At 44.4% G+C, this 15243-nt stretch carries 11 protein-coding genes and 3 tRNA genes; all 14 read left to right on the forward strand.

Annotated features, from left to right (window positions below; genetic code table 11):
- Positions 1-13 precede the first annotated feature (13 nt).
- Positions 14-98 (forward strand) — tRNA-Leu (locus tag LRR81_RS17240).
- A 19-nt stretch (positions 99-117) separates the two neighbouring features.
- Positions 118-192 (forward strand) — tRNA-Gly (locus LRR81_RS17245).
- Position 193: 1 nt separating this feature from the next.
- Positions 194-266, forward strand: a tRNA-Ala gene (locus LRR81_RS17250).
- 242 nt (positions 267-508) lie between these two features.
- A complete protein-coding gene (locus tag LRR81_RS17255; protein WP_231790642.1) occupies positions 509-1660 on the forward strand; it encodes a glycerate kinase family protein in 1152 nt (383 codons plus the stop codon).
- 104 nt (positions 1661-1764) lie between these two features.
- Positions 1765-2667 carry an arginase gene (gene rocF / locus LRR81_RS17260; protein ID WP_231790643.1) on the forward strand — a complete coding sequence of 301 codons (903 nt, stop codon included), beginning with the start codon at positions 1765-1767 and terminating at the stop codon, positions 2665-2667.
- Between the two features lie 204 nt (positions 2668-2871).
- A complete protein-coding gene (gene sigW, locus LRR81_RS17265; RefSeq protein WP_231790644.1) occupies positions 2872-3435 on the forward strand; it encodes an RNA polymerase sigma factor SigW in 564 nt (187 codons plus the stop codon).
- A 16-nt stretch (positions 3436-3451) separates the two neighbouring features.
- Positions 3452-4066 carry a zf-HC2 domain-containing protein gene (locus LRR81_RS17270; RefSeq protein ID WP_231790645.1) on the forward strand — a complete coding sequence of 205 codons (615 nt, stop codon included), beginning with the start codon at positions 3452-3454 and terminating at the stop codon, positions 4064-4066.
- Positions 4067-4181: 115 nt separating this feature from the next.
- Complete coding sequence (cdaA, locus tag LRR81_RS17275) at positions 4182-4994, forward strand: diadenylate cyclase CdaA (protein WP_231790646.1); 813 nt, start codon at positions 4182-4184, stop codon at positions 4992-4994.
- Positions 4987-6324 (forward strand): CdaR family protein, encoded by a 1338-nt coding sequence (locus LRR81_RS17280; RefSeq protein ID WP_231790647.1) that lies wholly within the window; start codon positions 4987-4989, stop codon positions 6322-6324. The genes cdaA and LRR81_RS17280 overlap by 8 nt, the downstream gene beginning before the upstream one ends.
- Before the next feature lie 27 nt (positions 6325-6351).
- Positions 6352-7698 carry a phosphoglucosamine mutase gene (gene glmM / locus LRR81_RS17285; RefSeq protein WP_231790648.1) on the forward strand — a complete coding sequence of 449 codons (1347 nt, stop codon included), beginning with the start codon at positions 6352-6354 and terminating at the stop codon, positions 7696-7698.
- 655 nt (positions 7699-8353) lie between these two features.
- Positions 8354-10156 (forward strand): glutamine--fructose-6-phosphate transaminase (isomerizing), encoded by a 1803-nt coding sequence (gene glmS / locus LRR81_RS17290; protein WP_231790649.1) that lies wholly within the window; start codon positions 8354-8356, stop codon positions 10154-10156.
- A gap of 975 nt (positions 10157-11131) precedes the next feature.
- Entirely contained in the window at positions 11132-11617 is a 486-nt protein-coding gene (locus tag LRR81_RS17295) for a DinB family protein (RefSeq protein WP_231790650.1), read from the forward strand.
- 229 nt (positions 11618-11846) lie between these two features.
- Entirely contained in the window at positions 11847-13346 is a 1500-nt protein-coding gene (locus LRR81_RS17300) for a response regulator (protein ID WP_231790651.1), read from the forward strand.
- A 5-nt stretch (positions 13347-13351) separates the two neighbouring features.
- The gene (locus LRR81_RS17305; protein ID WP_231790652.1) at positions 13352-15115 is read left to right on the forward strand and encodes a sensor histidine kinase; all 1764 of its coding nucleotides are present in this window, start codon (positions 13352-13354) and stop codon (positions 15113-15115) included.
- Positions 15116-15243: the final 128 nt, after the last annotated feature.

Below are 15243 nucleotides of genomic sequence, written 5' to 3' on the forward strand. Positions count from 1 at the left end.
CTATTTTTTATATGCGGATGTGGCGGAATTGGCAGACGCGCTAGAATCAGGCTCTAGTGTCCGTTAAGGACGTGGGGGTTCAAGTCCCTTCATCCGCATCTTTTCATTCTATTCCGAGCGGAAGTAGTTCAGTGGTAGAACATCACCTTGCCAAGGTGGGGGTCGCGGGTTCGAATCCCGTCTTCCGCTCCATGGGGCCTTAGCTCAGCTGGGAGAGCGCCTGCTTTGCACGCAGGAGGTCAGCGGTTCGATCCCGCTAGGCTCCATCTTTTAAAAAAAGAGTCCTTTTATAGGGCTCTTTTTTTTGTTGTTTTATATCACCATACAATAAAATCATATAAGGTTTGATGTTTATGCATTTCATCTCATTTCACTTCCCGCCGATTGCCTTTCGCATTAATCAATTAGCAGTTCCTTCCTAATGCCAACATAGCCTTTGATAAAATGATAAGCTTGCTAAAGATATATTCAGGAAAGTAAATTTATAAATATTGAAGGAGGCACCGCTATGAACATTCTAATCGCAATGGACTCTCTTAAAGGCAGTCTATCCTCAATTGAAGCTAATAAAGCATGTGAGGAAGGATTTTTGCAAGCTGACTCTCGCTTTAGGATAGAAACCGTTCCGGTAGCAGATGGAGGGGAAGGGACTGTAGAAGCGCTTGTCTATGCGGCAGATGGCCAGTTTTTTGAAGCAGAAGTAACTGGGCCGCTCGGGAAAATAGTGAAGGCAAGGTACGGAATACTCGGAGGAGGCAGGACAGGAGTGATTGAAGCTGCTGAAGCTTGCGGGCTGCCTCTTTTAAAAAGGGATGAACGGAATCCGATGGAAGCGACTGCCTTTGGTCTTGGCGAGCTGATTCATGAGGTCATTGAGAAAGGATGCACTGAAATTATTGTAGGCCTTGGCGGGAGTGCAACCAATGATGCAGGAATTGGCATGCTTCAAGCGCTTGGGTACCGGTTTTTGGATGATAACGGCGAGGATGTCCGCTTTGGGGGGAAAGAGCTGATTCGCATCTCGGAAATTGATGACAGCGGAGTTTCAGAAAGGCTAAAAGACATTAAGTTTCGGGTAGCGTGCGATGTTACCAACCCATTATACGGAATGCAGGGGGCTGCACATGTTTTTGCTCCTCAAAAAGGAGCGGATCCGGAAATGGTGCTGGAACTTGATAAAGGGCTGGAGCACTTTGCGCAGGCAGTCCTTTCCCAGCTGCAGATAAACCTGCAGGAGATAAGGGGTGCAGGGGCAGCAGGAGGCCTGGGAGCAGCATTCGCCGGGTTCTTGGACGCAGAACTTGAGTCAGGCATTTCATTAATTTTAGAGCAGACAAAATTAAAGGAAAAACTATTAAAAACAGAACTTGTGATTACAGGGGAAGGCAAGCTTGACGGGCAGACGTCCATGGGAAAGGCACCGGCAGGGATTGCTCAGCTGGCAAAAGAAAAAAATATTCCAGTGATTGCTCTTGCCGGTGATGTTTCGGAAGGGGGAGCAGCACTTTACGAGGCAGGAGTGACAGCCTTTTTTTCTATAGTAAGCGGCCCTGTTGATCTTGAGACAGCCCTGGATCCAGAAGTAGCGCGTTCAAATATAAAAAGAGCAGCAGAACAAATCGGCAGAGTATGGCGGCTAAACAAGAGTGCAGGGCTGTAATGCCCTGCACTCTCTGTATGTTTATACATATTTTTGTCGAGTTGAGTCAAAGCCCTCAGAATAGTTAAAATTGTTATACAAAGGTAAGAGGAGGGTTTAGAAATATGACAACTAAAATTTCGATCATCGGTGTTCCGATGGATTTAGGGCAGACAAGGCGCGGGGTTGATATGGGGCCAAGTGCTATTCGTTATGCGGGGGCTGCAGAGCTTTTGGAAAGACTTGATTTTACGATTGAGGACTTAGGCGACATTCAAATAGGGAAAAGGGAAAGAAACAGCGAAGAATTGAATCACAAGCTGAAAAATTTGAAAGCGGTCGCAGAAGCAAGCGAGCAGCTGGCAGCGAAAATTGACCATGTGATTGCAGACGGTTCTTTTCCGCTTGTATTCGGAGGAGACCACAGCATTGCAATTGGGACACTGGCAGGGGTAGCGAAGCATTATCAGAACCTCGGCGTCATCTGGTATGATGCCCATGGCGATTTAAATACAGAGGAAACTTCTCCATCAGGGAATATTCATGGCATGCCGCTCGCTGTCAGCCTTGGATGGGGTGATAAAACCCTTACGGAGATAGCGGGGGCGGGACCGAAAATCAAGCCTGAGAATGTTGTGATTATCGGGGCCCGCTCACTTGATGAAGGAGAACGCGAGCTGATTAAAAAGCATGGCATCAAAGTATACACCATGCACGAAATAGACAGGCTCGGCATGACCGCTGTGATGGAGGATGCCATCCGCTATTTGAAGGACAAAACAGACGGTGTTCATCTGTCCCTGGACCTTGACGGGCTTGATCCGCTTGATGCTCCAGGTGTTGGAACCCCTGTTATCGGCGGCATCAGCTACAGGGAAAGCCATCTTGCCATGGAGATGCTTGCGGAAGCCGGCATTATTACTTCTGCTGAATTTGTTGAAGTGAATCCGATCTTGGATGAACGGAACAAAACAGCAACTGTAGCCGTTGCTCTTATGGGTTCTCTTTTCGGAGAAAAACTGCTGTAATGAATAAAAGCCTGGCTTTAAGCCAAGGCTTTTTGCTTTATATTGAAAATCTCCAGCATTTTCCGCCATTTCCTTCACAAAGGAGTAATAATTTCAGTCTCCGCCCCTCACCATAATTTGTTAAAATATTTCTATAATACCTTGAAACTATTTTATATGAAAATCGTATACAAACAGACCCGCTAAGAGATGAGGGCAATAAAAATGGAAAATTTAGTTAAGGCTCGTATATTACAGGTGAAAAAGGGCGACAAGAACGCATTTGCTGAAATTGTCAGCCTTTATAAAGACAAAATTTTTCTGCTGTGCTACAGGATGCTTGGAAATGTTCACGAAGCAGAGGATATGGCACAGGAAGCTTTTATTAAAGCCTATATTAATCTTCATACATTTAAGATGGAAAAGAAATTCTCTACCTGGCTCTACCGGATCGCGACGAATCTGTCGATCGACAGGCTGAGGAAAAAGAAGCCTGACTTTTACTTGGACCAGGAAATTGCGGGTACAGAAGGGCTTACGATGTACTCTCAGGTTGCTGCAGACATTGCTCTTCCGGAGGATGAAGCAGAGTCGAGAGAGATGGCGTCAGCTATTCATAATGAAATTATGGCGCTTCCGGAAAAATACCGAAGTGCGATTATTTTAAAATACCTGGATGAACTGTCATTAAATGAAATCAGTGAAATTCTCAATATCCCGGTTGGAACCGTGAAAACAAGAATACACAGAGGAAGGGAAGCATTAAGAAAGAGGCTGAGGCATTTATGATTGAGGTGAAGAAAAAGTGAGCTGCTTGAAAGAGATCGTTCCCCTTATGCATAAAGAACTGGATGAAGAGATTACCGAAGAGGAGAGAAAAACCCTTCACCGCCACTTGCGAAGCTGCGGGCCCTGTACCCTTCATTTTGCAGAATTGAAGAGGACGATCGCTCTAGTAGAATATGCCCGTTCTGCTTTTGCAGCTCCTGATAGCTTTACTCATACTGTGATGAGCGGTCTTCCACAACATAAAGAAAGAAGCGGGGCGGTGATCTGGCTGAAAAATCATCCGATTTTGTCAGCTGCTTCCCTGTTTCTCTTTTTCATGGCGGCAAGCTTTCTTTCAGCCTGGTCGGATGACCACCATTTCAGTGTAAGCAAGCAGCCGAATCTTTTAGTGAAAAACAAGGTTGTTACCGTTCCGGAAGGCGAAACAGTAAAAGGCGATGTGACGGTGAAAAATGGCATGCTGCGGATTGAAGGCACTGTTGACGGGAATGTAACGGTTATAAATGGCGAAGAATATAAAGCGTCAGCGGGCCGGGTTACCGGCAAAATGGAAGATGTAGACGAACTTTTTGAATGGCTCTGGTACAGAATCAAGTCAGCGGAAAAAGAAACAGCAGCCATGTTTCATTAAGCAGAAAAGGCCTTTTCACCAGGCCTTTTTCCGCATTTCTATCCATCTCTGGAAATGTGCTATAATGGGGTAGTTGGTGAGAAATGAATTTATTTGAACTTATGGAGGAACGAGAATGGCAACAGTATTTGAGGCGAACCCGATACTGCATTACCTCGTCAATGCCGTTGATATTCTCCTTGTTTGGTTCGTTATTTATAAATTGATAATGGTTATACGGGGAACCAAAGCCGTCCAGCTTCTAAAAGGAATAACGGTCATTGTACTCGTTAAATTCCTTAGCTCCACTCTTGGGCTTAATACCTTGAGCTGGTTAATGGACCAGGCGATAACATGGGGTTTTCTGGCGATCATCATCATTTTTCAGCCTGAACTTCGGAGAGCATTGGAGCAGCTTGGCAGGGGAAGCCTCTTTTCCCGGAATGGGGTTCCTCAGGAGGAACTGCAGCAGCAAACCGTTGAAGCCATTGTGAAAGCAACCTCCTATATGGCGAAGCGGAGAATCGGTGCATTAATGACAATAGAAAAAGATACCGGGATGAGCGATTACATAGAAACCGGTATACCAATGAACGCTAATGTGTCTTCTGAGCTGCTGATTAATATCTTTATTCCGAATACTCCTCTCCATGACGGAGCGGTTATTCTGCAAAAAGGTCAGGTAGCGGCCGCAGCGTGCTATTTGCCGCTTTCGGAGAGTCCTTTTATTTCAAAGGATTTAGGTACCCGCCATCGAGCTGCAGTCGGCATCAGCGAGGTTACTGACAGCGTGACGATTGTCGTTTCAGAGGAAACAGGCAATGTCTCAGTAGCAATCAACGGCGAGCTGCATAAGGAATTGGATGATCAAGCGCTAAGAGAACTGTTAACAGAAGACAGTTCTTCTTCCTCAGCCCGCTGGCAATGGAGGAGGAAGAGAAATGGATAGGTGGATCAATAACAACTGGTTTGTCAGGATCATTGCGCTGTTCCTTGCACTCCTGCTGTACATATCTGCCCCTGAGAATACCAATCCGCTTGTGCCAAGAACCCAGCAGCAGGAAAGAGGCGAGGTTCAGCAGCAGAGCGGCAAAAGCGCAGACCCTGCATCCTATACAGAACGAGTGGTCACAGGCATCCCAATTAAAGCTGTATATGACGATGAACGCTATATTGTGTACAACCTTCCGAGTGAAACAGCCGTTACACTCAAAGGACCGATCAGCGATGTCACAAAATCGTCTGTGCAAAAGGATTTTGAAGTGTATGCTGATCTTGAGGATTTAAAACAGGGAACTCATAAAATTAAGCTGAAATACAGAAATCTTAACCCTAACTTGAAAATGGATATGAACCCTTCGGATGTTTCTGTCACGATTGAGAGAAAGGTTACGAAATCATTCCCTGTGCAGGTTGACATAGTGAATGCAGACCAGATCTCACCCGGCTATGAAGCAGGTACTCCTGCAGTAAAGCCAAAAACAGTCGAAGTAACCGGCCCTGAGCGGGACATTGAACGGATTGCAGAAGTAAAGGCAAGAGTGAATCTGCAAGGGGCAAAGGATGACATTTCTCAGACAGCCGATATTACGCTGTATGATAAAAATGGCAATATTGTTCCTGCAACAAAGGTTTCTCCATCATCTGTTTCCATTACGGTACCGGTTTCCAGTCCTGGAAAACAGCTGCCGGTCAGCATCGTACAGAGCGGCACTCCTAAGGACGGAATTACCATTAAAGAGATAAAGGCTGAGACGGATCAAATCACGGCATATGGTCCTGAAAAGGTACTGAGTGACCTGAAAAAGATTGATGATATTCCGCTTGATGTGAGCGGCATTACGGATAATGCAACAGTAACGCTTGATGTACCGGTTCCTGACGGGGCCACTGAAGTTTACCCAAAGCAGATTAAGGTGAGGGTAACCGTTGACAAACAGCAGGCAGAAGGAGACGTCCCGGCACAGGCAGAAAAACAGGAGACAAAGGTTTTAAAAGGCATCCCTATTAAAACAACAGGACTCGAGTCTGACAAAACGCTGGATTACATCAGTCCTTCTGTTGATGCCGAAGATATAACTGTAACAGGAACAGCAAGCGAGCTGAATAAAATATCCTCAGCCGATTTCAGTCTTTCCATTGACGCATCAGGACTTGAAGATGGTGATCATACAGTGAAAATCAATGCATCCGGACCTAAAACGGCATCCTGGAAGCTTTCCCAGGAAGAAGCGAAAATTCAAATATCTACACAGCAGACAGATTCTTCACAATCTTGATGAACAGATAAAAGGAGCGATTCTAAAATGGGCAAGTATTTTGGAACAGATGGAGTAAGAGGAGTGGCAAACAGCGAGCTGACACCTGAGCTGGCTTTTAAGATCGGACGCTTCGGCGGCTATGTGCTGACAAAGGACAAAGACCGTCCGAAAGTTATTATCGGCCGTGACACGCGCGTTTCAGGACATATGCTTGAGGGTGCGCTTGTTGCGGGTCTGCTTTCCATTGGAGCAGAGGTCATGCGTTTAGGCGTTATTTCTACTCCAGGAGTGTCCTACTTGACGAAGGCACTTGGCGCTCAGGCAGGCGTTATGATTTCAGCCTCTCACAACCCGGTTCAGGATAACGGCATTAAGTTCTTCGGCCCTGACGGCTTTAAGCTGTCTGACAGCCAGGAGCTTGAAATTGAAGGATTGATGGATCAAGAAGATGACGGTCTGCCAAGACCTGTCGGAAAAGACCTAGGCCAGGTGAATGATTATTTTGAAGGCGGCCAGAAATACCTGCAGTTCCTTAAGCAGACAGTAGATGAAGATTTCACAGACATCCATGTTGCGCTCGACTGTGCACACGGTGCGACTTCATCTCTTGCGACACATTTATTCGCGGATCTTGAAGCGGATGTTTCCACAATGGGCACATCTCCAAACGGACTGAATATCAACGATGGAGTAGGCTCTACGCATCCTGAAGCACTCGCTGCCTTTCTGAAGGAAAAAGGAGCAGACGTCGGTCTTGCTTTTGACGGAGACGGCGACAGACTGATTGCAGTGGATGAAAAAGGCGAGATCGTTGATGGCGATCAAATCATGTACATATGCGCAAAGCACTTGAAAGATCAGTCCCAGCTTAACCAGGATACTGTTGTTTCAACTGTGATGAGCAATCTTGGCTTCTATAAAGGACTTGAAGCAGCAGGCATCAAGAGCATTCAGACTGCTGTCGGCGACCGCTATGTAGTAGAAGAAATGAAGCAGAACCAGTACAATCTTGGCGGAGAGCAGTCAGGGCATATTATCTTCCTTGACTATAATACAACCGGTGACGGCCTTCTTACGGCTATTCAGCTGGTGAATATTATGAAGGCAACAGGAAAGCCCCTGTCTGAGCTTGCAGGAGAAATGAAAAAATTCCCTCAGATCCTTGTTAATGTGAGAGTATCTGATAAATACCATGTAACCGAAAATGAAAAAGTAAAAGCGGTTATTGAAGAGGTAGAGAAAGAAATGAACGGAGACGGACGCATTTTGGTTCGGCCTTCAGGCACAGAGCCTCTTGTAAGAGTAATGGCAGAAGCGCCGACAGAAGAGCAGTGCCGCGGCTATGTTGACCGGATCGCTGCTGTAGTAAAAGAAGAAATGGGAATTGAATAAGTGGAAGCACACAGAGCGGGCCTGTCCCGCTCTCTTCCTTTTTTAAATGGGAATTATGGGAATTTCGCCCGTCCATTCTCCCTTTTTTAAAAGAAAAAGCAAGACCCTTTGCCAGGCAAAATGCCCCTTGCAAAGCAGTGCCGCGGCAGTACTTTAAAGATTTACACAAAATATAGGTTTAATCGGGATAAAAATCGGGAATAAAACATCTTGTCCTTCCAGAAAGACAGGTTTCACGGAACTGGCTGCAGAAGCATATACTAACGGGACAGTGTGAAATCCTAGCTTTGTAAGGAAATATTACGATTGACGTTTTTCTTTGTTGTATTGTAAGATAAACCTTGTATTTCACATTAGTCAAATACAGAAAGGTGGACCCGAGGTTACAGAGCTTCATAAAGCGCCTGGACTTTTACCCGAACGGAATGGGTTTAAGTTGACGAGGAGGAGGGTTATCGAATTTTCGGCGGATACCTCCCGGCTGAACGGTTACAGCCGCAAGTCCTTCCTTAAAACGCTGAGGCAACTCATCGTACAAAGGGAAGGTCATCAATCGATACCAACTAATTAAACTAAACATGTGTGAGGGGACATGTGAAGGTCCCCGACTGTCGGTCTTCCTGTCCCCGTACACACTACTGGGAGGAACTTTATTATGTGCGGAATTGTAGGATATATTGGACAAAATGACTCGAAGGAAATCTTGCTTAAAGGCCTTGAGAAACTGGAGTACCGCGGATATGATTCAGCTGGTATCGCTGTATCAGACGGTAAAGAGGTCCATGTTTTCAAAGAAAAGGGCCGGATTGCAGAGCTTCGTGAAATTGTTAACAATGATGTCTTTGCTACAGCTGGGATCGGTCACACACGCTGGGCAACACATGGTGTGCCAAGTACGCTGAATGCCCATCCGCATCAAAGCGCATCAGAGCGTTTTACTTTGGTTCATAACGGTGTCATTGAAAACTACGTTCAGCTGAAACGCGAATATCTGGAAGATGTGGAACTGAAAAGTGAAACAGACACAGAGATCGTGGTTCAAGTCATTGATAAACTGGTTAATCAAGGCAAAGAAGTGGAAGAAGCGTTCCGCGAAACTCTTTCCATCCTGAAGGGCTCATATGCCATCGGCCTTTTGGATAACCAGAATCCTGATACAATTTATGTTGCGAAAAATAAAAGTCCATTGCTTGTCGGCCTTGGAAATGGCTTTAATGTTATTGCTTCAGATGCAATGGCCATGCTTCAAGTAACGGACCAGTATGTTGAGCTGATGGACAAAGAAATCGTTCTTGTCACCCGCGAAGCAGTGGTCATCAAGAATCTTGCCGGAGAAGTCGTTGAACGCGCTCCATACAAAGCAGAACTTGATGCAAGCGATATTGAAAAAGGAACATATCCTCACTACATGTTAAAAGAAATTGACGAGCAGCCGCTTGTTTTGCGTAAAATTATTCAAAAATACCAAAACGAATCCGAACAGCTTACAGTAGATCCGGAAATCGTAAATGCGCTGCATGAAGCAGACCGCGTCTATATCGTAGCCTGCGGAACAAGCTACCATGCAGGACTTGTCGGCAAACAGTTCATTGAAACTTGGGCAAAAACACCGACAGAAGTGCACGTAGCAAGCGAATTCTCTTACAACATGCCGCTATTGTCTGAAAAACCGCTGTTTGTATTCATCTCTCAAAGCGGTGAAACAGCAGACAGCCGCGCTGTGCTTGTACAGGTGAAGGAGCTTGGCCACAAAGCGCTGACAGTAACAAATGTACCTGGTTCTACCCTTTCTCGCGAAGCAGACTACACATTGCTATTGCATGCAGGCCCTGAAATTGCTGTGGCATCTACCAAAGCTTACACAGCACAGCTTGCCGTTCTTTCTATCCTGGCAGCAGTAACAGCTGAAGCAAAAGGCCTTGTATCTGAAATCAACCTTGTAAAAGAGCTTGGTATCGTTGCAACTGCAATGGAAGCTTTATGCGACCAAAAAGAAGAGATGGAGTACATCGCACGCGAGTACCTGTCCACAACACGCAACGCCTTCTTCATCGGCCGCTCTGTTGACTACTATGTTGGACTTGAAGGAGCTCTGAAACTGAAAGAGATTTCCTACATCCAGGCAGAAGGATTCGCAGGCGGAGAATTGAAGCACGGTACGATTGCATTGATTGAGCAAGGAACGCCTGTTATCGCACTTGCTACTCAAGAACATGTCAACCTGAGCATCCGCGGAAACGTAAAAGAAGTAACAGCACGCGGTGCAAACCCATGCATCATCTCTATGAAGGGCCTTGAGCAGGAAGACGACCGTTTCGTTCTTCCAGCCGTTCACCCAACTCTTTCACCACTTGCAGCGGTTATTCCGCTTCAATTGATCAGCTACTTTGCTGCACTGCACAGAGGCTGTGATGTTGATAAGCCGAGGAATTTGGCGAAGAGTGTGACAGTGGAGTAAGAAGTTTTAGCTTATTTAAAAAGCTGTAGTTTTATAAAAAAGATTAATCACTTTAAACAAAGTTCGCTTATTTAAAAATATAGATTGATTAAAAATAACCTCAATGGATGTGATATCCATATGAGGTTATTTTTTTGTTGTCTTTAGGTCATGCAACAATACAAATAACCCCTATTTATATCGATCGTTGGTCTTAAGTGTCCAAATAGAAATGAAAAACATGCAATATATTAATATAATTTAATAATAAATAAAACTCGCAATAATATAGTAAATATAAATTAAGTGATTAACTGTGACTAAACAAATGGAGAGGATATTTTTAAAAGTAGAATATCCTTTCTTTTTTACAAGAAGGTAAATTACAAGGAAAAGGCTAACTATAACAAATTGTATGATGATGGTTTTATAATAATATGGTTGTATAGATTGCCCTCCTCCAATGTAACAACCTACAATCGCTAGCCCTATACCTGCTAATCCAAGTATCGCAGCAATATTATTAAGGCTGTTACTTTTAAATTGGACTATCCTAACGGAAAAGATTGATATTCCTAATGTACATAAACTTATCAGTATATCCAGTATAAGCCCTGCCACAATACCCCCTTATCTTCTCCGAATCCCATTCGAAGATCTAATTAATTTAGTCTTTTAAGATTTCTTTTCGCTTTTTTTATTCTCTTCTTAACAATTCTAGCATAATATTTTGATAACTAGCTTGGTTTTTCCATTTATTCACTTGCGAGTTGGCTCTCCTAGAGGGACCATTCACAGTTTAATCGCTTAGCAAAAATTGAAAAAAAATCCCCTTCTGCGGAGGAATACAGCTGGATGAGCCGAATAAATCAATGTCGGAGTAAATTTGAAGCTGGATGATTGGATCCCCTTGTGTATCCCTTTTTAGATACATAGTTAGAATGATGAACTCTTCAACTGTTAAAAATGATATTAAATCGTGAGGAGATGGGTATTATGCAGGTTATCACCAATATGTTTTTAGAGCAGCTCGACATGCATTTCAATGAAAATGAGTGGTTTGCCTCCATAAAGCAGGGGCTGAATGAAGTCAGTGCAGCCGAAGCAGCATGGACAAGCCCTGGCAGCAATTCAATTTGGCAGATTGTCAATCACCTGATATTTTGGAATGAAGACGCGATCCATAGAATTAAGGGAACAGAGAATCCGCATAAACCAAAAGATAATGAAGAAACCTTTGGACACCCGGGGGATCCAGAAGACGAAATGGGATGGTCCGAATCAGTGCAGCGCCTTGATGAAGTCATGAATAAATTAAGAACAGTCATTGCAGAACTGGACGACGAAAAGCTAAAAGCGCCGTATGCAGCTGACAGGTACTCTATTGAGCGTTTACTCAACAATATCATGATGCACGATTCGTATCATCTCGGCCAAATTGTGCTGCTCCGAAAGCAGCAATCCTCTTGGGTCGGTGTGTAATTCTAACGCCATATAGTTCAGCCGCCAGCCTGCATTTGAAATCGCGAACTCCTGCAGCGGAAATCAACAGAAAATTAGAAGTGAGCTCAATATATTAATAAAACCCGGAGGGCATCATTCAATGATGTTCTCTTTTTCTTTGCCTTTATGTAAAGTTCCGCTATCGTATTCAGATTCTTCGAAAAATTGTATATGATAAAAAGAAAACAGTCCTTTTGGAGGGGTCAATTTGATAGCTGAAGAACTGTGCAGAGTATTAATTGTGGATGACGAGCAGTTAATCAGAAGAGGAATGATTCATTATTTGGATTGGGAGCGGGAAGGTTTTACGGTCGCCGGGGAAGCGTCCAACGGGCAGGAGGCGCTTCAGCTGATTGAGCAGGTTCGTCCTCATATCATTATCACGGATATCGTCATGCCTGTGATGGACGGGGAGGAGCTGACGAGGCTTGTGAAGGAGCGGTATCCGGAGATAGAAGTGATCGTGCTAAGCAGTTTTGGAGAGTTTGATTATGTGCGGTCCACCTTTCAAAATGGCGCGGTGGATTATATATTAAAGCCTAAATTGGATGCCCAGTCCCTGCTGAAGGGGTTGAGAACAGCTTCAAGAAGAATTCCCTCGTTTCATTCTTCAGCTGGCAGGGTGCAGCAAAACCGCTCCTTCGGGCAGCTGCTCCAACGGATGATAGAAGGATATGAAACGGCAGAGCCCGGTAAATTGCCTTTTTCGCTGGATACTTTCTGCTTATTAGGGGTTGATTTCGCCCCTGACGAAATCAAAAAGAAATTGGAGCCGATTTTTCAGGAGCTGAAAACAGAGGGGTATTCCTTTATAGCGGATCAGAAATGGCTGATATACCTCATTAACACGGACGATTTTCAAGCAGTTTATGATAAAATCAGCCGTTTTGCTGCTGCTGAGCCCAGCTGCCGTTTTATTTTATCCGAGCCGTTTCATGACGTTTCAAAGCTGCGGCAGGTTTATCTGGAAAATGTGCCGAAACTGCAAAACGCCCATTTTTATTTTCCCGGGCATGCGGTGCTGACAAAGGCTCATCTTCCTGAAGCAAAGCAAGCGGTTGAACAGTTTAATTTGGAATGGTTTACAGAGGAGTTAAAGCGCAGCCGCTTTGAGGATGCCTTTCAATACCTGAAGAATCATGCCGGGAAGCTTTCAGGTGCTTACTGGATTGATCTTGCTGACTTCAAAGCGTTTTACACCAATATTATCTTCACCATCACCATTCTCCTTGGCAATATGAAATACAATACGGCAGAACTTGAAAGTTCTAGATATGTTTATTTAAAAGAGATCGAAGAAGCAGAAACGGCGCAGAAGACGATTAACCTGCTCAGCGCCTTTTTGGAAGAGGCAAAACATAGTCTAGAGGGCATCCATCCTGAAAATCGCCAAATCAAAAAAGTGGCCGCTTATATTAAAGAGCATTATGCAGAGCCGCTGACCTTAACAGACATTGCGAAGCAGTTTCACTTTCACCCTTCGTATCTCTCAAGCTCTTTTTCCAGCCATATGCAGGAAGGGATGATTGAATATCTTAACAAGGTTCGTATTGAAAAAGCCGCTGAACTTCTGATTGAAGATGAAAAGACCATTTCTGAAATCAGCGAGGCCGTCGGTTTTTCGGACCATAGTTATTTTTGCAAGGTTTTTAAAAAGGTGAAAGGACTGCCTCCGAGCAAGTACAAAAGGCAGCATGCCATCAGGTAACCCATATGATGAAAACCCTTAAGCGCATTCGGCATGTGCGGCTGTTCAGCATCATGTTTCTTTTTACCGTGATCATTATCATAGGGGTTTCTATTACGATTACGTGGACAACGATCAACATGTCGGAGAATTTTTTTATCGAAAAGTACAGCTTGATGAACGGAAAAGTCATGAATCGGATTCAAAACAACCTGGAGTCATTTGATAACCAGGTGGTACTGGCTTCGAACAATCTGCTGCAGAGTGAAACCATTAAGCAGATGCTTACCGAAAAGCATTCTGACTCGGAGAAGATGAGCGCCTACTACACTCTTGGGCAGAAGATGCAGTACATTCATTCTCTTTTGCAAACAGATCAGCTGGGCATTTTCATTTTAGGGAAAAATGGTACGGTTTATGCCTCAAATCGATCCTTTTGGCCTGTTACAGATGAGCAGCTAAAAATTAACCCTGTTACCCGGAATACGCTGGACAAGCCGAAATGGCTGCTCTATCAGTATGATGATAGTACTCAAAGCTTCGGCAGCGGGAAGTACATTGTGGCTTCGAGAGCTTTTATGGACAGGGGTTCAGGGCAGTTATACGGCTCTATGTATTTTGCTCTTCCGGAAAGCCTGTTCAAAAATTTTTACTCGAGTTATACAAGTCTTGGGAACAATGTTTATTTGGTCAATAAGGAAGGAATCGTTGTTTCAAGCAGTGATTCAGAGCTTATTGGGCAAAAACAGCAAGCCCTGCTTAACTTTTCAGAAGAAATGAAGAAAAACGGCCAAAAATTTATGATCCAGCATTACAGGGGGAAGGATCAGATCGTGCTGGCAGACGAAATTCCCTACTTGAATATGTATCTCATCAACCTGGTTGATAAGCAGGAAGCAATCGGCGATTTAATTGATAAAAAAGCGATTGCCATGATTGTGATGCTGATCGTCCTGGCCGCATTGGCAATGGTGTATTTCTTCTCAAGGAGGCTGACAAATTCCCTTTCCCGTCTTGTCAGGCAAATCAGCAATTCTCCAAAATCGGATTTTACTCAATATGTAGCCGAGTCAGGAATTTATGAAACGAGGCAGATTGGAAAAGCATTTAATACGATGCTGGATGAGTTAAAGGAGTACGTTGACAAGCTTTTGCTCGCCCAAAAGCAGCAGCGGAATGCCGAGCTTGCCGCCCTGCAGCAGCAGATCAATCCCCACTTTTTGTACAACACGCTTACGACCATTAAATTCATGGTGCATCTTGGCGATAAGGCCGGGATGGAAGCAACCATTTCAGCCTTGATTTCTCTTTTGCAGAACACGATTGGCAGTGTCAGTGAAACGATCACGGTTCAGCAGGAGCTGGACAACCTGAAGAACTATGTTTTGATTAACCAAAAGCGCTATGGAACCAGAATTAAAGTAAACTATTTTGCCTTCCCCGATAGTCTGGACGTTCCGATTCCAAAATTAATCCTGCAGCCCTTCGTGGAAAATGCCTTCTTTCATGGATTTAACAAAAAGCAGGAAGGGACGATTCACATTCTTATCTGGCAGGAGGAAGAAAAGCTGATCTGCGAGGTCGTGGATAACGGCGATGGCATGGAAGCCCATGCTGAGGGGGAGCTGCCAAAGACGAAAAGAAAGCAGCAGCTTTTTTCGGGAATCGGCATTAAGAATGTGCACGAGCGTATTCAGCTCATATATGGAGATCCTTTCGGCGTATCTGTCACAAGTGAGCTTGGCAGAGGGACAAAGGTTCGAATTGAACTGCCTATTCCTCCAAAATAAAAAATCTCCTAAAATCCAAAAAATTTACCAATGGGCTTTTTGGACATATGAAAATAGTGCAGGAACAGCGAAAGATATTCCTAACCTCCCAAAAGCAGGCGGTGCTAACATAGGTATATGAAAGCGTT

It is taken from the genome of Metabacillus kandeliae (genome assembly GCF_021166585.1).
GTDB lineage: Bacteria > Bacillota > Bacilli > Bacillales > Bacillaceae > Metabacillus_B > Metabacillus_B kandeliae.